We start from the raw sequence: 19,304 nt of genomic DNA, 5'->3' as shown, positions 1-19,304 counted from the left end.
ACGACGTCCTCGAAGGCTGCCTCGCAGGCACCGGACTCGTGCCCGCCCCGCCATGACGACATCACGAATTGAGGGGCAGTAACTCCAGCCTGAAAGGCGCACCAGCGGCCGGGACACCTGTCCCGGCCGCCGTCCGCACCCCCATGCCGGCGACGCCGTCCGTCCATGTCCCCCGGTGCGCACGATCGATCCGGGTGCGCACCAGAGTGCGCACCGGCCCCGGATGCGTTCCGGTCGCGGCCAAGCACTCCGGCCCGGGTCGCGATGGCACGGAATTACTTGGGCCCGGTGGAGACAGCCGGCTGCGGCCGCAGCCACCCGGGCGTTGGGGCCGGTGCCTCCTGCGCCCGGCAGTCCCGACGGCCCTCGACGCGGGCATCGGCGTCGGCACGCGTGCCGATGCGTCCCCCGCCCGTCACCGCCACCCCCGACAACCGCAGGCATCCAATCACCCATATTTCAGGCGAATCAGTAGCCCAAGCAGCTATACACTGCATGTATACGTGGTGTGTATAGTTCCGAGTATGACTTCCGCCTACCTGTTGCCGATGAAGACAGCGGCAGCGCTCTTCCCGCTCCTCGCGCTGATGCTGTTCCTCCCGACAGCGGTCGTTCTGTACCGCCGCCACGGCACCATGCCGCAATGGCGCGTCCTGTCGCTCCTCGGCTTCCTCTACTACGCGATCACGGCCCTGTGCATGACGCTCGTACCGCTGCCGACGCGTACGGCGGACATGTGCAAGAGGTTCGCGGCGGTCGCCCACCCGCAGTGGGCCCCGGGAAACACCTTCAGCGACATCTGGAAGGAGGCGCACCACAAGGTCACGCTGAACGCGCTGGTGCTCCACAACCCCGCGGTCAGCGGCGCGGTCCTGAATCTGGCCCTGCTGCTCCCCCTGGGCGTCTTCGTCCGCTACCACCTGCGGCGCGGCGTCACCGCCGCGATCGTCGCCGGCTTCGGCGCCTCCCTGTTCTTCGAGGTCACGCAGGGCACCGCGCTATGGGGCACCTACCCGTGCCCGTACCGGCTGTTCGATGTCGACGACCTGCTGCTCAACACCGGGGGAGCGCTCCTGGGCTGGTACATGGCCGGACCGCTGGCCCGGCTGCTGCCGACGGGGGAGACACCGGACGACGCGACGCTGGCCCGTCGGCCCATCACGCCCGGACGGCGCTTGGCGGCGCTGCTGGTCGACCTGATCGGGGTCTCGGCCGTCGCCGTCCTCGGGGCTCTGGCCACGGCAGACGACGTGTACAGCGCATTCCGTTCCGTACCCCGGGTGATGGTCGCGGTCTTCGCCGTGTGGTTCGTCGCACTGCCCTGGCTGACCAGGACGACCCCGGGCAAGCGGCTCCTCCTGCTGAAGCTGGCGCCTGTCGAGGGCGACGGGCGGCCCGCGCTGTGGCGGCTCGCAGTCCGCGCGGTGCTGCTCGGTGTGGTGACCCTCCCGCTGATGGCAACCCTCGTCACCGCGTCGGTGATTCTGCTGAACGGGCCCTCATGGGTGGTGCGGCGGGTCCGGGACGCAACGGCGGCGGACCAACGCATGATCCAGTGGCAGATGATCGACCGCTTCCCGCAAGTGCTGCTGATCGTCTTCGTCGCGGTCCTGCTCGGCGGACACGTAGTGATGACCCGGCGGCGGGAGGCGAACCTCTGGGCCCACGAGCGGGCGTCCGGGCTGCGCACCGTGGCCCTCACGCGCACCCGCGCCGCGACCGGTCCCCACCTCGGTTCCCAGGTCGCTCCCGACGACGAGTACGTGCATGCCCAGCAGGCTCTTGAGCCCTGCCCTTACCCTGGCCAGAAACCGCAGCGCGGACAGCCGCACCGTCTCTCCCGAACTGCTGAGGGCGACCACGCCGCCCACGTAGCCCCCCGGACATGAGCAGCACACTGGTCAGGCGCAGGTCGAGCACGCCGAGGATGTGCTGGTTGCCGCGCACGAGGCGGAACATCTCGGAAATGTGCACGGTGTCGCCCGGCCGCGCGTAGGTCAGCAGCTCGCGGAACTTCGGGCGCTGGGGCGGGTGGAGGCGGCTGGAGGTGCCCGGGTCCTTTTCGAAGACGACCGGCTGGAGTTGATCCGCACCGCCGACACAGCCGGACACCTGCTCACCATGCCCGAGGCCCTGTGCGCGGCCGCCACACGCCGCATGGAGGCCGGACTGGTTGCCGCCGACCTCCTCACCCCCGCCGCTGCCTGAACCACAAGCCCTCTGGAGAGACTGGCGCTCAGGAGCCCGTACGAATGTCCTGGAAGCCCGGCCCGAGGCCACGCCGCTTCGGCGATCTACGGGCCGGGGACACCGTCGCCGCGGCGGCGGCCGACTCCGGGGCCTGACAGTCGGTGCCGATGCCCAGGACCCGACGGGCGCCGTCGGTCGCGGCTGCCACGGCGGTGAGGGCCTGCGCCAGTTCCGCCCCAACACTGCCCAGGGCCCCGGCGAGGGTGTCGATCGCGTCGAGAACGTCCTCGGCGGCCGCTGTCGGAGGTAGACGCGCCGAACTTGCTGCACGGCGATACTCAAGGCCCGCGCCGGTGAGGAGCGATGCGACCCGGGGCGCGACCCAGGATGAGAGGAGCTACCTCTTGGCGATCTTGCTTGGGTTGCCCGTCGCCTTGTCGATCACCTCCCGGTCACCGAGGGCGGTTCGCAGGGTGTGACTCACTTGGTCAGGCTTTACGTAGGAGTAGGCCACGCCGGTGACAGGCACGTACGCCACATCGGCGCCGTGTTCGAGGCGGGCGGTGCCGACCAACTTCTGCATGTCCTGCGAGCCCACGCTCCGACACGGCGCGTGTTTCTTGCACTGGATCACCAGCTTGCGGCCGTCGGCCAGGTAGCCGACGACGTCCGCGCCCAGGTTGTGGCGATGTCAGGTGAGCAAGCCATCCCGTGCGCGCGAGGGGGGATCGGCCGACCGCCGCCGGTTCCTCGGCGGCTTCCCGCGGGGCGGGCACGCACTCGGTGACGGCCCGCACCGACAACGACAGGGACCGTCGCCGCTTCCGGAGCCGCTGGTCGTCTCACCGCTCTGTCGGGTAGAGCCGCCACAGCGGCGGTGCCTGGCGGGGCGGGGAGGTCGCGAGGAGGTGGGCGCGTAGTTCTGCCGACTGGGGTGGGAGCAGCGCCAGTTCCTCGGTGATGCGGCGGGTCGTGACGTAGGTGATTCCGCGGCGGGCGGTCGACTGCTCCCAGTGTGCGAAGCGCTCGGGGAGGGGGATGTTGCCGTCGGAGGGACGGGGGGAGGGGGTGTCCTGGTGTGGGGCGGCCGCCCGTGCGCGTTCCCGGGCGATCTCGGAGAAGCCGCACACCTGGAGGCTGGCCCGTTCTGCCGCGTCGAGGTCCGTGGTGTCTGCCAACGCCCTTGCCAGCGGGTTGAGTTGCAGGGCGCGTGTCAGGGTGAGCCGGTAGATGCCGGGGCTGGCGTCGGTGAGGGTGACGGGTTCGGGGGCGTCGCGTGTTCCGCAGATCCCGCGGATGCCCCGTGCCGCGGCGACCAGCAGGGCGCTCGCCTCCGACGGGTGCCAGTCGAAGACGCGCTCCACGACCTGGGTGTCGGCGGCGGTCAGGGTGCGCAGCGGTGCTCCGAGCGTGGGCAGCAGGGTCGCTTCGGGGACCTCCGAGTCGAGCCCCGGCCCGGCGATGTGCACCGAGGTGGAGAGCGAGGCGTGCGCGCAGGCGGCGAGGGCGAGCGCGTCGCCGAGCGGGCTGCGCAGGGTGGGCTCGGTGCCGTCGGCCAGGACGTCTCCCCCGACGTCCACGACGTCGACGTGGTCCGCTCCGCAGTACGCGGCGGCCTCCGTGATCTGCCGGGCGAGCCCCACCGCCCCGCCGTACGGGTCGAGCAGCCCCAGTTCCGTACGCAGATCCGCGGCGAGCCGGGGCAGCAGCGAGCCGGCCGGTGGCCGGGGCGCGGAGTCCGGGGTGACCAGGCGCAGCGTAGGGCCTGCGGGGACGGTGCCGGTGAAGTCGGACGGTCGGCGTGGGCCCGGAACCGGATCGACCACCAGCCGCTCCCAGGCGTAGGTGAGGATCAGCGCGGGTTCGTCGGGGCCGTGGAGGGCGGCGTGCACCATCGCTGTCGTGATGGCGTCCCCGCCCCCGCCAGCGGCCAGCAGAAGTCGCTTCATGGACGACATACGTATCTCAACAGCCGTGCGGATTCCAGGGATTCCCGGTTCCTGCCGTCCGTACGGGGCCCCGCCATGTCATGCCAGATGTTTCCGGGCAAGGCGCTGAAGGTGCCAACTTCGGTAAAGGAAAAGCCAATTACTTCGGTGGATCACCTCATGTATTCCGTCACCCTGTGTCGAGCATGCTGTCACTTGGCGCGACCATCGGACGGGATCGCCTCCCGATCCCGGTCCCGATCTCGACCCCGGAAGGAAGCATCGCTCAAGTGGCAACCTCGTTACCGCTCCGGATCTCCCGCTCCGCCCCCGACGAGCCGACGACCCCGTACAAGCAGTACGTGTACGCCTACCCGCACCAGAAGGCGTACCGGCTGGGTGAGGAACGGCCGCTCCTCACCGACGTGTGGGCCGGTGAGCGGCTGGACGCGCTCTCCCTCTACGTCCACATCCCTTTCTGTGAGATGCGTTGCGGTTTCTGCAACCTCTTCACCCGTACCGGGGCGCCCGAGGACGTGACCCGCGGCTTCCTGGACACGCTGGAGCGGCAGGCGGCCGCGACCCGGGAGGCGCTGGACGCCAACGGCTCACCGCGCTTCACCCTCGCCGCGTTCGGCGGCGGCACTCCGACGTATCTCACCGCCGACGAGCTGCGCCGGCTGTGCGACATCTGCGAGAACGTGATGGGTGCGGATCTGGCGGCGGTGCCGTGGTCGGTCGAGACCTCTCCCGCCACCGCGACCGCGGACCGCATCGCGCTTCTCGCGCGGCGCGGCGCGACCCGGCTCAGCATCGGTGTGCAGAGTTTCGTGGAGGAGGAGGCACGAGCCGCGATACGGCCGCAGAAGCGTGCGGAGGTGGACGCCGCGCTCTCCCGGCTGAAGGAGGCCGCCTTCCCCATCCTCAACATCGACCTCATCTACGGCATCGACGGCCAGACGGAGCAGTCCTTCCAGGTGTCCCTGGACGCGGCGCTGAGCTGGGAACCGGAGGAGATCTACCTCTACCCCCTGTACGTGCGGCCGTTGACCGGCCTCATGGCCAAGCACGACAAGAGCGGGGAGAGTTGGGACGAGCAGCGGTTGCGCCTGTACCGCTTCGGACGTGACCACCTGCTCGCCGCCGGCTACCGGCAGACGTCCATGCGGGTGTTCAGCCGGATCGGCACCGCGGCGGTCGACGGGGCGGACGACAGCAACATCAGCGAGTACAACCAGCAGGCCGGGATGGTCGGACTGGGCGTCGGAGCACGGTCGTTCACGACGGACCTGCATTACACGACCGACTACGCCGTCGCCGTGCCGGAGGTCCGGCGCATCATCGACGACTACATCGCCACGCCGACCGACGACTTCCGGCGCGCCCAGTGGTCGTTCCGCATGGACGACGACGAGCGGCGCCGCATGTACGTCCTGAGCATGCTGCTGGAGGCGGACGGCCTTCGCGTGGACCGCTACGCGGACCTGTTCGGCAGCCTCCCGCAGGACGACTTCCCCGCTCAGTTCGCTCTCGTCACCGGGCGCGACTGGGTGCGGGAGGACGGCGGGCGACTGCGGTTGACCCTGGAGGGCATGGCGTGGGCGGACGCCATCGGCCCGCTGTTCTTCTCGCACCGGGTGAACGAGGCCATGTCGTCCTATCGGGACCGCTGACCGGATACCAGGAATCGCTGACCGGACGCCGGGACATGCTGACCCCGCCACCCGTGAGGCACGTGTCGCGCGTCGCTGAACGGCTGCCGGGGAGCCGCTGGACGGCCTTCCGCGTCCGCCCCCTCCTGACGCATTCCGCGCCGCCCCCCTCCGGGCGGCGCGGGAAGCGTCCTTCCGTCGCCGGGTGAAGGCCGGCGCGGTCACTCCCGGGACGCCTCACCCGCACGGCCCCACCGGGCCGGTACGGAGACCAGGACGAGCCCGCCGAGCAGAAGCACCGCGCCGACGATCGCCGGTGCACCGAGTCGTTCCCCGAGCAGGAGCACCCCGAGCAGGGTGGCGACCAGCGGCTCCGCCAGGCTGAGGGTGCCGACGGTCGCCCCGCTGATCCGCGTCACCCCCCAGGTGAACAGGAGATAGCCCAGGGCGGTCGTGGCCAGGGCCAGCCAGCCGATCAGGACCAGCGCCCGCGGTTCGCCGAGCCCGTCCGAGTGGGCCAGGGCCCACGGCAGTACCAGCAGACCGGCCACGAACACACTTGTCGGGGCGGCGGCAGTGGTGTCCCCGCCGCGTTCCCCCAACTGCTTGGTCGCCGCGATGTACACCCCGAAACTGGCCCCGGCCACCATGGCGAGGAGCACGCCCGCGCTGTCGGTCGGCCGTCCGTGGGCCGGAACGAGGAGCAGGGCGATGCCGCCGACGGCGCACGCGGTCCCGCACGCCCACACGCGGCTCAGCCGCTCACCTGCCAGGACGCGCCCGCACACCCCCGACACCACCGGTACGGTGCCGAAGGCGACGGCGGTCGCCAGGGCGGCGCCGCAGCGCGCCACCGCCTCCAGGAAGCACACCTGGAAGGCCGCGGTGACCAGGATGCTCACCGCCGTCCAGCCGCGCGTCCGCCGCCGCACCAAGGTACGCATCCCGGCCCGTCGTGCGGTGAACAGCCCCAGGACGAGACCGCCGACAAGCATCCGGAACCCGCCGATCGACACCGGAGACGCGCTGCTCGCGGCCAGGATCTGCGCGGGTCCGACCGTGCCCCACAGGAAGGCGGCGGTCAGCACCGGCGCCACTCCGCCGCCGCGCACGAATCGGTCCGTCGTGCCCGCTGTGCTCGTCACACTCACTCTCATTCCGCAGAGCCGGGCAGGAGCCCGTGGCACAGCACACCTCGGTGGCACACCCGGCGATTCCTGGCTCCGACGCTAGTCAGCGTCCGGCGGCCGCCCCCATTGGGGGAAGCCACCAACTCTGCGGCCGCCGCTTGGAGTTATCCACTCCTGCCCTGGCCGACGGATCGAGCAGCGGTGCGGAAGCAGAGAAAACTCCACCTACAGTAATTCAGGAAGGGAAATCCAAGCGTGAATGCGGAACGGCCCACTCGACCTCATGGGCATCGGTGAATTGTTCGCTCCGCACAGTGCGGAAATTCCGTTGTGACACCAGGTACGGAACCATAGGATGCCCGCGCCAAGATGGACATGATCATGCAAGGACGAAGAGTGACTGAGAACGACGAGCAGCGCCACACCCTGACCAACGGGCAGGGTGTGCCGGTTCTGACCTACCTGCAAGGTGTACGGGAGGGGCACCCGTGGGCGGACCTGGCCGAGGTGGTCGGCCCCGATCCTGTCGGAACCATCGTCTCCCGCATGTCCGGATGGGCGGTGTCGGGATCCGTGGAGCTGGGTGAGCAACTGCTGCGCCGTGGCGCACGGGTGATGCGGCACGCCCATGAAATGCGGAGAGACCTGGTCGCGTGTCCGCCCCCGGTCGGCTGGTCCTCCCACGCCCTTGGAGACGGACTTCGGGCCGTCCCCTGCGACCGCGATGCCGCCGCGGTGTTTCCGGCATGGCGAGCCGCCTTTCCCGCCGACCATCCCGACCACCATCGCGGCAGCGACGAGGAAGCGCTCGACGAGCTCCTGACACCCATGCTGGCGGGCTCCGTTCTCGGGCCGGTCCTTGCGTGCAGCGCCTTGGTGGTGGACGAGACGGACCGCGTGGTGGCCGGAGCGATTGTCACCGACCGTGACGGACTGCCGTGGGTCGCGGACGTGTTCCGCCAGCCCGGAGCACGCTACGCGGGCCTCGGCGCCAGCCTGCTGCGCCGTGTGCTCGGCGCCGCCGCGGCCGACGGACTGACCGACATCTCGCTCGTCGTGAGCGATGCGAATCCCGCCCGCCGTGTCTACGAGAAGCTCGGGTTCCAGCTGACCGGCACATCGCTGACCGTCGTAGTGCCTTAGCCGAGTGCTGTCCCTCAACTGCGGTTGGTGGCCTGTGCCGTCATGACCGCGCATTCGGGGCGAGGCCGTCACCCGTACCGGTCACCGGTCACCGGTCTTCGTGTCCGGTCGCGGCTGGGTCCCGGCGCAAGAAGATGGGGCAGGTGTCCGCGTAGCCGCGGGTGAGGGTCTCGCGGTCGGCGCGGACCTCACGCTCCAGCAGCGACGGGCGACCTCGAAGCTGCACTCCGTTCCGCCCGCCGACGTCAGGCAGCCACCTGCCCGCACGCTCCGGACAACAGGGCGCTGAGGATGCGGCGGAGCTGGGGTTCCAGGTCGACGACGGCGTCCTTCAGTTCGCACTCGTAGAGTTCGCGCACCTGCTCGCCGGGGGTGGACATGTGCCACAGCGCGCCTGCCATGCCGGTCGCGGTGGCGACGGTGTCGACCGCCTGCTGCCGGGAGAGGCCGAGGAGGCGGCGCAGCTCGGTACTGATCAGGTCGACCTGGTGCAGTGTCGACGTCTTGAACGACCTCACCGCATCGACCGAGACGTTGCGTTCGAGGTTGAGAGGGGTGTGCGCGAGCAGGTCGCAGAACAACGGACGCGCCACCAGGGTTGCCGCCAGCACCCGGGCCACATCGGGGGGTGTGCTGCGTCCGGCGCTTCCCAGCGTGCGGCACACCTCCGCGGTCCACATCCGCCACTCGGTGGCCGAAAGACTGAGGAAGATCTGCTCTCGGGTCTCGAAGTAGCGCAGCAGGGCGGACTTGTGCATGCCGATGGCCGTGGCGATGTCGGTGAGGGTGATGTCCCGTACGCCCCGCTCCGCGGCAAGGGCGCGGGCCGCGCTCAGGATCGTCAGCTCGCGCGCCTGCTTGGCTTCGGCGCTGCGCGCGCGCTGGAAGACCTCACTCATGACGGCCAGTCTAGCCGACTTAGCGAGACGGTGTTGCCTTACGAGCGGCCGGCCGCCCGCCCCGGCGGCACCGCGAGAGGGCGAGGCTCCCTTCCCGTGCCGCACGAGCGACGTTAACGAACCGGCGTTGACTTATTAGCGCAACGGTGTTTTATTAGGTGAGGCGATCCGCCCCTCGAAGGAGCGACAAGCGGCACCCGCCCCGGCCACCTTCCCGGTGCCTGCCGCCCGGTGACCGCCCGCCCCACCGCCCTCACCGCCCTGCTGACGGACGGACACAGCCGCAGCACGCACGACGACAGCCCGACGGAACAGGAACAGCACATGCGTACCTATGACCAGCTCTTCATCGGCGGCACCTGGGCCGAGCCCAGCAAGAAGGACCTGCTCGACATCCGCTCCCCGCACGACCGCTCCGTCGTCGGCCGCGCAGCACAGGCCCGGCCCGCCGACATCGACCGCGCCGTCGCCGCGGCCCGCACGGCGTTCGACCGGGGCCCCTGGGCCGACACCAGCCCCGCCGAACGCATCGCGCTGCTGCGCCGCTTCAACGACATCCGCGAAGCCCACGACGACACCCTCGCCGCCCTCATCACCGCCGAGAGGGGCTCCGCGTCCTGGTTCAACACCGGCCTACAGGCCAGCCTCACACCCCAGTTCAACGCCTTCGTCAAGGCCGCCGAGGAGTTCGGCTGGGAGGAGACGCTCACACCCTCCGCCCCCGGCGCCCCGTACCGCAGCGTGGTGCGCCGCGAGGCCATCGGTGTCGTCGCCGCTGTCATCCCCTGGAACGCCCCGACCTCCTCCGCCTACGGCAAGATCATTCCGGCGCTGCTCGCGGGCAACACGGTCATCCTCAAGGTCTCGCCGGAGAACTCGCTCAGCATGGGGTTCCTGGCCGAGCTGCTGGAACAGGCGGGTCTGCCCGAGGGCGTCATCAGCGTGCTGCCCGCCGACCGGGAGACCAGCGAGTACCTGGTGTCGCACCCGGACGTCGACAAGATCGCCTTCACCGGTTCCACCGGCGCCGGCCGCGCCATCGCCTCCATCGCGGGGCAACAGCTCAAGCGGGTCAGCCTGGAACTCGGCGGCAAGTCGGCCGCGATCATCCTGCCCGACGCCGACATCGCCGAGTCCGTCAAGGACCTGCGGTTCGCCTCCCTGCTCAACAACGCGGAAGCCTGCATCGCGCTGACCCGTGTCCTCGCCCCGCGCGACACGTACGAGGAGGTCGTCACCGCGCTCAAGGAGCTCGTGGAGTCCCTCAAGGTCGGCGACCCGAGCGACCCCGACACCTTCTTCGGACCGCTGGTCCGTCCCGACCAGCAGGAACGCGTGCGCAGCTACATCCGGCTCGGTATCGAGGAGGGCGCCCGCCTGGTCACCGGCGGCCCGCAGATTCCCGAGGGCCTGGAGCAGGGCAACTACGTCACCCCGACGGTCTTCGCCGACGTCGACAACCGGATGCGGATCGCCCAGGAGGAGATCTTCGGCCCGGTGCTGGTCGTCATCGCCTACGACGACGAGGACGACGCCGTCCGCATCGCCAACGACTCCGAGTACGGCCTCTCCGGCGGCGTCTGGTCCGCCGACGAGGCACACGCCCTGGCCGTAGCACGCCGCATCCGCACCGGCACCATCGGCATCAACGGGGCCCCCGTCGGCTACGACGGCCCCTTCGGCGGCTTCAAGAACAGCGGCATCGGCCGCGAGTTCGGCGCAGTCGGCCTCGGCACCTACACCGAGTACAAGACCGTCACCCTCTGAGGTCCCTGTCGGCCTGCGGCCGCGCAGGGTCCGGCGTCAGGTGAACGGGGCCGTGCTCGGGCTCCGTTGCGCCCGGTGTGCGGGTCTGCCCACGATCCGTCGCCGAGAGGACGAAGACGACCGGGCAGACGGCGCCCGGCGGGAGAACTCGGCGCGATGGACCTCGGCCGGGTGGGCGGGCACCAGCCGCCCCTCCCCCTTGCGGGCCCTGGATCTGACATGCTGTCATCGAGACTCGGGCGTGGCTCGGATGTCGGAGGAGGCCACGGCAGGACGACGCCTTGGCAGGAGCCACGGCAGGCCGGACGGCCCGCCCGCGCCGCCGCGGACGCCCGGGAGAGGGCAGCCGCCCCACCCGGCCCGGCCGACGGACGTCTCCGGACCGCCGGGACGTACGGGCGGCGGACGAACGGGGGACGGACTGGTGGAAGAGCAGGCGGAACAGCGGGACCGCGCGGCCGCCGAGCGCGGTGACGCGGACGCGATGGTCCGGCTGGCGGTGCTGGCCGGGCAGCGCGGGGACGCCGCCGGGGCCGAGCGCTGGTACCGGCGGGCCGCCTTTGACGGGCACGGCGAGGCGATGCTCCACCTCGGCGGGCTGCTAGAGGAGCGCGGGGAGTCTGCCGAGGCGGAGCACTGGATCCGCAGGTCCGCGGAGGCGGGGAACGTGGACGCGGTCGGCGCGATCGGATACCTCCGCGAGACCCACGGCGATCTGGAGGGTGCGCACGAGTGGTACCGCACGGCGGCCGGCCGGGGCGATTCCTACGCGATGGTCCGGCTGGGTCTTCTGCTGGTGCGCGGCGGCCGCCCGGAGGAGGCGCGGGAGTGGCTGCGGAAGGCGGCGGGGGGCCCGGGACAGCCGCTGGTACGGGCCGACGCCATGCGGCAGCTCGCGCACCTGGCGGTGCAGGACGGTGACCGGGCCGAGGCGGAGCGGCTGCTGCGGGAGGCCGTGTCGATGCTGGTGGAGGCGGACGAGCCGGCCACGCAGGAGACGGTCCAGGTGTCGAACGAGCTGCTGACCCTGCTGGGGTCCCTGCTGCGGGACCGCGGTGAGTCCGCCGAGGCCGAGACGGTCTACGGATGGGCCGCGGAATTCGGGCACACCCCCGCGATGATCGAACTCGGGCGGCTGATGGAGGAGCGGGGCCGGCCCGCGGCGGCCGAGGAGTGGCACCGGAAGGGGGCCGAGGCCGGCGATCTCCGCTCGGCCCTGCTGCTGGCGATGCTGCTGATGGAGCAGCGGCGTCCGGCCGAGGCGGAGCCGTGGCTGCGGCGGGCGGCCGAGGCCGGGGTGCCGCCGGGGATGGACTTCCTGGGCACGCTGCTGGAGAAACGCGGGGAGTTCGCCGAGGCGGAGCGGTGGTACCGGGAGGCCGCCGAGGCCAGGATCGACCATGCGATGTTCCGGCTCGCCTATCTGGTGGAGAAGCGCGGCGACCTGACCGAGGCGCTGCACTGGTACGAGCGGGCCGCGGCCGCCGGACAGGACATGGCCATGCTCAAAATGGGCGAACTCAAGGAGCGGCAGGGCGACCGGGACGCGGCCGACCGGTGGTACGAACGGGCCGCCCAGGCGGGCAACGAGTTCGGCATGTTCCATGTGGCCCGTCTGCGGACGGACCGCGGCGCGCACGAGGACGCCGAGATGTGGCTGCGCCGGGGGTCCGCCGCCGGCAACGCCAACTGCATGGCGCTGCTCGGGATCCTCCTGGCCGAGCAGGGTGATGTGGCCGCCGGTGAGCAGTGGTGCCGGCGGGCGATGGCCGCCGGGGTGCCCAACGCCCTCACCGACATGAAGGCCGTACTGGAAGCACACCGAGGCCCCGGGCTGTGACCGCCCGCCTCTTGAACGGGGAGAACGATGCAGGCGTACATCCGGCTGACCGGCGACGCGGCTCCCGAGGAGCTGACCGGGCTGATCGACTGGCTGTCGCGTGAGGACGGGTTCCGCGGGCGGACGGCCGTCGAGCGGCCCGACGCTCCGCCGGACCACATGGGCGGGCTCACCGAGGTCGTGATCGTGGCCCTCGGCGCCCAGGGAGCCGGCACCGCGCTGGCGGCCTCGCTGTCCGTGTGGATCAGGCACCGCCGTCCGTCCGCGGACATCGAGGTGACCGGTCCCGACGGGACGAGCGTCAAAATCTCCTTGCGCGACGCCCCCGAGGCCGACGTGGAAGCCGTGCTGCGTCGCGTCCTGGAGCGCTGAATGCGCCTGCCCGACCCCTTGCGTTCCCGGGCGGTGCTGCTGGGTTTCGACACGTTCACCGACCCCGGCCTGTCGGACCTGCCGGCCGTGGCGCGCAACGTCGCCGACCTGGCCGGGGTGCTGACCGGTCCGGCGGGGACGGCCCTCCCGGAGCAGTACTGCGCGTGGCGGCGCGAGGCGACGGGCACCGAGCTGACCGACCCCGCGTCCATCGGGGCCCGGCTGGTCCGCGCCGCCCGGGAGGCCGAGGACCTGCTGCTCGTCTACTACGCCGGTCACGGCCTGGTCGGCCCGGACGGCGAGCTGTACCTGTCCCTGTCCGGCACCCGCAGCGAGCCGGATCTGGTTCCCTGGACGGCGATGCCGTTCAGTCTGGTGCGCCGTACGCTGGCCAACGCCCGCGCGGACAACCGGGTCCTCGTCCTGGACTGCTGTTTCTCCGGCCGGGCGATCGGTGTGATGACCGGTACCGCCTCGGTGGTGGCCGGTCAGCTGGAGGTGGCCGGCACCTGCACGCTGGCGTCCTCGCCCGCGAACCGCCCGTCCGACGCTCCCCTCGACGCGCGCTACACGGCCTACACCGGCGAACTGCTCGCTCTCCTGCGGGACGGGACCGCCGAGGCCGGGGAGTTCCTCACCCTCCAGACCATCCACGAACATCTCGCCAGGGCCCTGCCCGCCAAGGGCCATCCGCGCCCCGAACTGCGCGGCACCCACACGGTCGGCCGTCTCGCGCTGGCCCGCAACCAGGCGCACTCGGGCATCTCGGACCCGGAGGCGATGGTCAAGGAGGCCACACGGCTGGAGCGGGTGGGGGACGACGCGGGCGCGGCGCACTGGTACCGCAAGGCCGCGACCGCCGGGCGGTCCGACGCCATGAGGGAGCTGGGCCGGCTCCTGGAACGGGACGGAAGCCGTGCGGAGGCGGCACTGTGGCGCCGCCGGGCCGGCGAGTCCGGGGACCCCGCCGCCCTGTACGACCTGGGAGTCTCCTCCTGGCACACCGGGGACCTGGCGCAGGCCGAGAACTGGCTCGCACAGGCCGCGGCCGCCGGAGTGCCCGAGGCGGCGGAGGATCTGGAGAGGCTACGACGACGGCGCGGCTGAGCGACGGGCGACAGGCCCCGAGTCGGTGCCCGTTCCCGCTGCCGTTCCCGCTCCCGTCTCCATACCTGCCTCTGTCCGTTCCTGGCTCCGTACTTGTCTCCGGCGGACGCCGCGACGGCCGAAGTCGCGACGGCCGAAGTCGCGACGGCTGGTCCGGGCCCCGGGAATCCCCGTGGGCCCGGACCGGCCCTCCCGGCCGGTCCCGTCACGCGCCGCCCGGCGGAAGGGCGAGTGCCCCCTCGGGCAGATCGTCCGGAAGCAGGGTGGTGAGGGCTTCCAGGTCGGGGGCGGCGAGGGACGCGAGCCGGCCCGCCTGACGGGTCATCATGGTCTCCAGCAGCTGGCGTGCGAACCGCGCGTTGCCGAAGGACCGGGTGCGGGGCACGGCGGCGAGGTGGGCGCGCAGCGCCTCCCGTGTGGACGGGGCGCACACGTATCCCGCGGTCGTGGCCTGCTCCGCCATGATGGACAGCAGCTCGTCGGTGGAGTAGTCCTCGAAGACCACCTGCCGGGAGAAGCGGGACGCCAGGCCGGGGTTGGAGGCCAGGAAGCGGTCCATCTCCGCGGGGTAGCCCGCGACGATCACGACGACCTCCTCCCGCCGGTCCTCCATCAGCTTCAGCAGGGTGTCCACGGCCTCACGGCCGAAGTCCTGGGGCGAGTTCTCGGGCGTCAGCGTGTACGCCTCGTCGATGAAGAGCACACCTCCGACGGCCTCTTCGAACTTCTCGGTGGTCAGCTGAGCGGTGTGGCCGATGTAGCGGCCCACGAGGTCGGCACGGCCCACTTCGACGAGCTGGCCCTGGGAAAGGATCCCGAAGGACCGCAGCAGATCGGCGTAGAGACGTGCCACGGTGGTCTTGCCGGTGCCGGGTGGTCCGGAGAACACCGCGTGGTGGCTGACCGCGGGGGTCGGCAGGCCCATCGCGGCCCGCTGCCGGTAGGTGTTGAGCAGGTCGACGATGCCGCCGACCTCCTGCTTGACCGCCGCCAGGCCGGTCATCGCGCGCAGGCGCGCGAGCACGTCGGACTCGCCCGGCTCGCTCGTCGCCTCCGTGCGCACCGCCTCGGCGACGTCGGCCCCGACGTCCTCCGGCAGCATGAGCATCAGATCCGCCTCGCTGGCGTCGAGCTGGGTGGCCAGCCGCAGGGACTGCCGGTCGACCATGTCCTCGAAGACCTGGCGCGCGGCCCGTCCGTTGCCGAAGGTGGCGTCCCGCCGCATCCGGGAGAACCGCAGGCCGAGCGCCTCCCTGGTGAGCGGGTCCAGGACGTAACGGTGCCCCGAACACATGCTTTCGGTGATGGTGACCAGCTCGTCCACCGAGTAGTTCTCGAACTCGACGGTGCGGGTGAAGCGGGAGGCGAGGCCGGGGTTGGCGGCGAGGAAGTCCACCATCTCCTTGGGGTATCCGGCGACGATCACGACGGTGTCGTCCCGGTGGTCCTCGATGAGCTTCACCAGGGTGTCGATGGCCTCCTGGCCGAAGTCCACGCTGGATCCCTTGCTGTCCGACAGCAGGGTGTATGCCTCGTCGATGAACAGGACACCGCCCTGGGCCTGTTCGAACACCTCCGTGGTCTTGATCGCCGTGCCGCCGATCACCTGGGCCACCAGGTCGGCTCGGGACACTTCCACGATGTGGCCCGACGAGAGCATGCCGAGGCCGGCCAGAATGCCTCCGTAGAGGCGGGCCACCGTGGTCTTGCCGGTGCCGGGCGGGCCGGCGAAGACGAGGTGGCGGCTCATCGGCGGGGCCGGAATGCCCAGTTGGGCTCGTCGCTGGGCGAGCTTGCCCAGACTCACGAGCATGTTGACCTGTTCCTTGACGTTGGCGAGCCCGACCAGCGCGTTCAACTCGGCGACGAGGGCGTTCTCCGTCGTACCGCCTCCGCCGTCGGCGGTCTCGGCCGTCTCCGTGTTCTCGCCCTCGGCAGGGTCGGCGCCCGGGTCGGTGCCCTCGTCGGGGGACTTGTTGTCGACGCTGGTGAGTCCGGAGAGGGTGAACTCGGCGCGGGACGGCGCCCGTTTGAGCCCCGCACCGCGATTCGACCGTACCGTGCAGTCGGTCACCTCGACGGCGCGGTCGGTGTCGATCCGGATGCCGTCCCCGGTGTTGCCGCTGAACTCCGAGGCCTTGAGCGTGGCCCGGCCGCCGGTGCCGATCAGGGCTCCGTGGCCGCCGGAACCCAGGACCCGGGCCCGTACGAGCGTCAGGTCGCCGCCCTCCTCGACGGCCGCGCCGGACGCGGAGCAGCCGGAGATCTCGCAGTCCCGCAGGGTGGCACGGCCCTCGCCGCCGACACTGACGCCGGAACGTCCCGCACCACGCAGCGCCGAGGAGCCCACATGCGGGTTGCCGCCGCCCTCGACGCGCAGGGCGTGTCCCGAGCAGTCACCGATCTCGCAGTCCTCGAACCGTCCCCGGCCGCCGTCCGCGACGAGGACGCCCGCTCCGCGCGCCTCGGTGATCCGTGCCCGGCGCAGGAGCGGATTGGCCCCGGAGGCGAGGGAGACGCCGTTGCCGGCGGCTCGTACCACGTCCAACTGGTCGAACTCCGCGGCGGATTCGCCCTCCAGCAGCACGCCGACGGCCTTGCTGTTCGTCACCCGGGTTCCGCTCAGGGAAGGGGTGCTGGAGTCCTCCACGTGCACCGCCGCCCCCTCGGCGGCATCGAACGCGCAGTTCACGAAGTATCCGCGGGAGCGTCCGGTGACGTACAGGCCACTGCCGCGGGTGCCGGAGGTCTCGCAGTAGGACAGCTGCGGATCGGAGCGTTCCGCCACCACGAAGCCGTGTCCGGCCGACGCGTAGACCTGTACGTGGGACAGTTCGGTGCGGGCGGAGCTGGCCAGATGGACACCCACGGAGCACTCGCGCAGTGTCGTGCGCACCACGCGCAGGGCCGTGCCGCCCTCAAGGGCGATGCCCGGCTTCTCCACCGTGGTGATCTCGCAGTCCTCCACCACGCCCCGGGACTGGCCGTTGGCGAGCACGCCGTTGCCACGGGCGTCCCGGATACGGCAGTTGCGCACGTCGGCGCGGCCCTGCTCGCTGATCACGACGCCCGAGGTGCCCAGGTTCTCGATGAGGCAGTCCTCGATGACACTTCCGGTCGTCCCCGCCTCCACCACGCCCGCGCCGACGGGGTTGGTGATCCGGCACGCCCTCATCGCGAGTGAACCGCTGCCGCGGCTGAGCAGGGCCGTCCAGCCCGCCCCGAGGACCTCACAGCCGTCCATGGCGACCTGGCCCCGGACCGCGTCGATCACGGGCAGTTCGCCCTCGCCGCCGCGCAGCACCAGATCGGTCAGCATCACCGCGTCGGCGGCGAGGGTGACGGCGGCGCCCTTGACCGGAGCGATCTCCACACTGCCGCGTGGCCCGTCGGCGACGATGGTCACCCTGCCGCGGACGGTCAGGTTCTCCCGGTAGCTCCCCGGCCGGACGCTGATGACGGCGCCCGGCCGGGCGCTGCCCAGGGCCGCGTCGATCGTGGTGTGGTCGCACCCGTTCTCCTGGCCGACGGTGATCAGATGGCGGGCCACGCCTGCTCCTTCATGTTCGCGATGGGCTCAGTGCTGGGTGCCGGCGGCCCAGAGGGTCTGATCGTCGGCGCTCAGGATCGTGACGTTGCCGTCGTTCTGGATGACCAGCTTGGCGCCCGTCTGCCCGACCACCTGCGAGGACCACAGGGTCTGCTGGTACGACGAGCGGACGACGAGTTCGCCGTCCGTCTTGAACGTGGCGTAGTTGTTCTTCCCGGTGGTGTGGGACGACCAGCGGACGGCGCCGTTCTCGTCCGAGATGACGAGGTCACCGCCGGTCCGCATGGTGATGCGCATCCGGTCGGAGGCGACCGATTCGCCGGCGCGCAGCGTGAACGTGGAGTCGAGGACCTTGGTGCTCCACTGGGGGGCGGGCTGTGCCTCGGCCGGGGCGGCGTCCGCGGGCCGGGTGTCGTGCGCCGCCGTGGAGGAGGTGGCCTGCGCGCGGTCCTCGGCCGGTGTGTCGTCGGCCGGTGTGTCGTCGGCCGCGGCCGACGCGGATGCCTGGGTGCGGTCCTGGTCCGGGGTGTCCTGTGCGGCTGCCGAGGCCGTCGCCTGGGCACGGTCCTGGACAGGTGTGCCGGTCGTGTCCGACGTGTCGCCGCGGTCCTCCAGCGCGGTGAGCGCCGCACCGGCCGCCACCGGCTTCGCCGTACCGGCGGCGGTCGAGGAGACCGCCCGCGCGGAGACGGGGGTGGTGGTGCCGTCGGCTTCGGCGGTGGCACCGGACTTGACGGCGGTGGCGGACGCCGGTCCCGCGGATCTGGCCGCCCCGGTGCTCGTCGCCGTCGCCGGGGGCTTCGCCGCCGGGTGTTCCGCGGGCTTGTTGTGCGCCGCGGCGACGGGCTTCGGCGACGCGCTCTTCGACGACACCGCCACCGCCGAGTGCGGCGCGGCCTGCGCGGTGGTCGGGGCCGGGGTGTCCGCGGCCTGCCTCGGCTGTGCGGAGACGGCCGTCGCCCCGTGACCGGGCGCGTGCGCGGTGGAGTTGTCCGCCGCCAGCACACCGGGCACGACAGGAGCGTCGGCCGCCTGTGCCTCGTGGGGCGTGGCAGTACCGCCGGTCCCGTGCCAGGCCCCGGCCTCGGGGTTCAGCAGGGTGTCGGCGGACGGACCCTGGTCGCCGTCGCCCGCGGCCGGTATCGACAGCCGGCTGTCGTAGGCGGCGTCCGGGTGCCGGTCGGGGGAACCACCGGCCTCCACCGCCACCGGGTCCGCCTGGCCGAGCCCCTCATAGGTCGTCGAGTGGTTCTTCGCGTGCGACGCCACGAACGGCGTGGCCGCGACCACGGCGCCGGCGACGGCCGCGGCGACCAGGAACGGCCGTTCGGCGACCTTCGACGTCAGCCGGGCCCCCTTGGTCCGGCGCTGGGGCGAGGCGGGAGCATCCCCGTCGACGGCGGTTCCGGCCGGTGCGTCCGCCTCGTCCGTGCCGCCGCCCGGACGCCACGCGGTCGGATCGGCCTCCGGCTCCTTCTCCGCCGTTCGGGCCGCGGCCAGCGCCGAGGAGAGGGACCGGACGGTGCTCTCGTCCGGTCCGGTCCCCAGGGGATCGGCCGGGGCGAGGGGGGTCATGCTCGCCCCGTCCGGCATGGGCAGCGCCGCGGACCGGCGGATACGTCGTCCGGCATCCGCCGTACCCGCCGTGGCGATCGGTTCGGCTGTGGACCTCGGCGTTCTGGGGGACATGACACTCCTCGTGGCGGGACGGTGCTGAAGGGGCTCG

Annotated in this window: 13 protein-coding genes and 1 pseudogene; 8 read left to right on the top strand and 6 right to left on the bottom strand. The window is 71.7% G+C overall.

Annotation, left to right across the window (positions count from 1 at the left end):
* The first annotated feature begins 524 nt into the window (after nucleotides 1-524).
* Nucleotides 525-1,889: a VanZ family protein gene (locus B086_RS42085; RefSeq protein WP_018569480.1), complete on the top strand. Its 1,365-nt coding sequence runs from the start codon at nucleotides 525-527 to the stop codon at nucleotides 1,887-1,889.
* Between the two features lie 40 nt (nucleotides 1,890-1,929).
* Nucleotides 1,930-2,208, top strand: coding sequence for a hypothetical protein (locus B086_RS44725; protein ID WP_037891824.1), 279 nt, complete (start codon nucleotides 1,930-1,932; stop codon nucleotides 2,206-2,208).
* 499 nt (nucleotides 2,209-2,707) lie between these two features.
* Here B086_RS44725 and B086_RS44720 read toward each other — a convergent pair.
* A pseudogene (locus B086_RS44720) lies at nucleotides 2,708-2,872 on the bottom strand (restriction endonuclease); the annotation flags it as partial.
* Nucleotides 2,873-3,032: 160 nt separating this feature from the next.
* Nucleotides 3,033-4,139, bottom strand: a complete 1,107-nt coding sequence (locus tag B086_RS0126580; protein WP_026252793.1) for a DUF1152 domain-containing protein — start codon at nucleotides 4,137-4,139, stop codon at nucleotides 3,033-3,035.
* Between the two features lie 269 nt (nucleotides 4,140-4,408).
* Here B086_RS0126580 and B086_RS0126575 point away from each other — a divergent pair, with 269 nt between their 5' ends.
* The gene (locus B086_RS0126575; protein WP_018569476.1) at nucleotides 4,409-5,791 is read left to right on the top strand and encodes an STM4012 family radical SAM protein; all 1,383 of its coding nucleotides are present in this window, start codon (nucleotides 4,409-4,411) and stop codon (nucleotides 5,789-5,791) included.
* Nucleotides 5,792-5,991: 200 nt separating this feature from the next.
* Here the strand turns inward: B086_RS0126575 and B086_RS0126570 are convergent, their stop codons facing one another.
* On the bottom strand, nucleotides 5,992-6,915 hold the full coding sequence (locus B086_RS0126570) for a DMT family transporter (RefSeq protein WP_234029375.1): 924 nt from the start codon (nucleotides 6,913-6,915) through the stop codon (nucleotides 5,992-5,994).
* Nucleotides 6,916-7,269: 354 nt separating this feature from the next.
* On the opposite strand from B086_RS0126570, the gene B086_RS0126565 reads away from it, so the two are divergent.
* Entirely contained in the window at nucleotides 7,270-8,043 is a 774-nt protein-coding gene (locus B086_RS0126565; protein ID WP_234029374.1) for a GNAT family N-acetyltransferase, read from the top strand.
* 245 nt (nucleotides 8,044-8,288) lie between these two features.
* On the opposite strand, the gene B086_RS0126555 is transcribed toward B086_RS0126565, so the two are convergent.
* The gene (locus B086_RS0126555) at nucleotides 8,289-8,942 is read right to left on the bottom strand and encodes a TetR/AcrR family transcriptional regulator (RefSeq protein WP_018569472.1); all 654 of its coding nucleotides are present in this window, start codon (nucleotides 8,940-8,942) and stop codon (nucleotides 8,289-8,291) included.
* 324 nt (nucleotides 8,943-9,266) lie between these two features.
* On the opposite strand from B086_RS0126555, the gene B086_RS0126550 reads away from it, so the two are divergent.
* The 4 genes from B086_RS0126550 (at nucleotide 9,267) to B086_RS0126535 (ending at nucleotide 14,028) form a co-directional block, all read left to right on the top strand.
* Complete coding sequence (locus B086_RS0126550; RefSeq protein ID WP_026252791.1) at nucleotides 9,267-10,709, top strand: aldehyde dehydrogenase; 1,443 nt, start codon at nucleotides 9,267-9,269, stop codon at nucleotides 10,707-10,709.
* Between the two features lie 424 nt (nucleotides 10,710-11,133).
* Nucleotides 11,134-12,549 carry a tetratricopeptide repeat protein gene (locus B086_RS45975; RefSeq protein ID WP_018569470.1) on the top strand — a complete coding sequence of 472 codons (1,416 nt, stop codon included), beginning with the start codon at nucleotides 11,134-11,136 and terminating at the stop codon, nucleotides 12,547-12,549.
* 27 nt (nucleotides 12,550-12,576) lie between these two features.
* A complete protein-coding gene (locus B086_RS0126540; RefSeq protein ID WP_018569469.1) occupies nucleotides 12,577-12,921 on the top strand; it encodes an effector-associated constant component EACC1 in 345 nt (114 codons plus the stop codon).
* Nucleotides 12,922-14,028, top strand: a complete 1,107-nt coding sequence (locus B086_RS0126535; RefSeq protein WP_026252790.1) for a caspase, EACC1-associated type — start codon at nucleotides 12,922-12,924, stop codon at nucleotides 14,026-14,028.
* A gap of 205 nt (nucleotides 14,029-14,233) precedes the next feature.
* Here the strand turns inward: B086_RS0126535 and B086_RS0126530 are convergent, their stop codons facing one another.
* Together B086_RS0126530 and B086_RS45660 are read right to left on the bottom strand one after the other, a co-directional pair.
* On the bottom strand, nucleotides 14,234-17,578 hold the full coding sequence (locus B086_RS0126530) for a right-handed parallel beta-helix repeat-containing protein (protein WP_018569468.1): 3,345 nt from the start codon (nucleotides 17,576-17,578) through the stop codon (nucleotides 14,234-14,236).
* 27 nt (nucleotides 17,579-17,605) lie between these two features.
* A complete protein-coding gene (locus B086_RS45660; RefSeq protein WP_020573048.1) occupies nucleotides 17,606-19,153 on the bottom strand; it encodes a hypothetical protein in 1,548 nt (515 codons plus the stop codon).
* Nucleotides 19,154-19,304: the final 151 nt, after the last annotated feature.

It is taken from the genome of Streptomyces sp. PsTaAH-124, from assembly GCF_000373685.1.
Taxonomy (GTDB): domain Bacteria; phylum Actinomycetota; class Actinomycetes; order Streptomycetales; family Streptomycetaceae; genus Streptomyces; species Streptomyces andamanensis.
The sequence above is the reverse complement of the archived record's forward strand: the minus strand, read 5'-3'. Positions and strand labels throughout refer to the sequence as shown.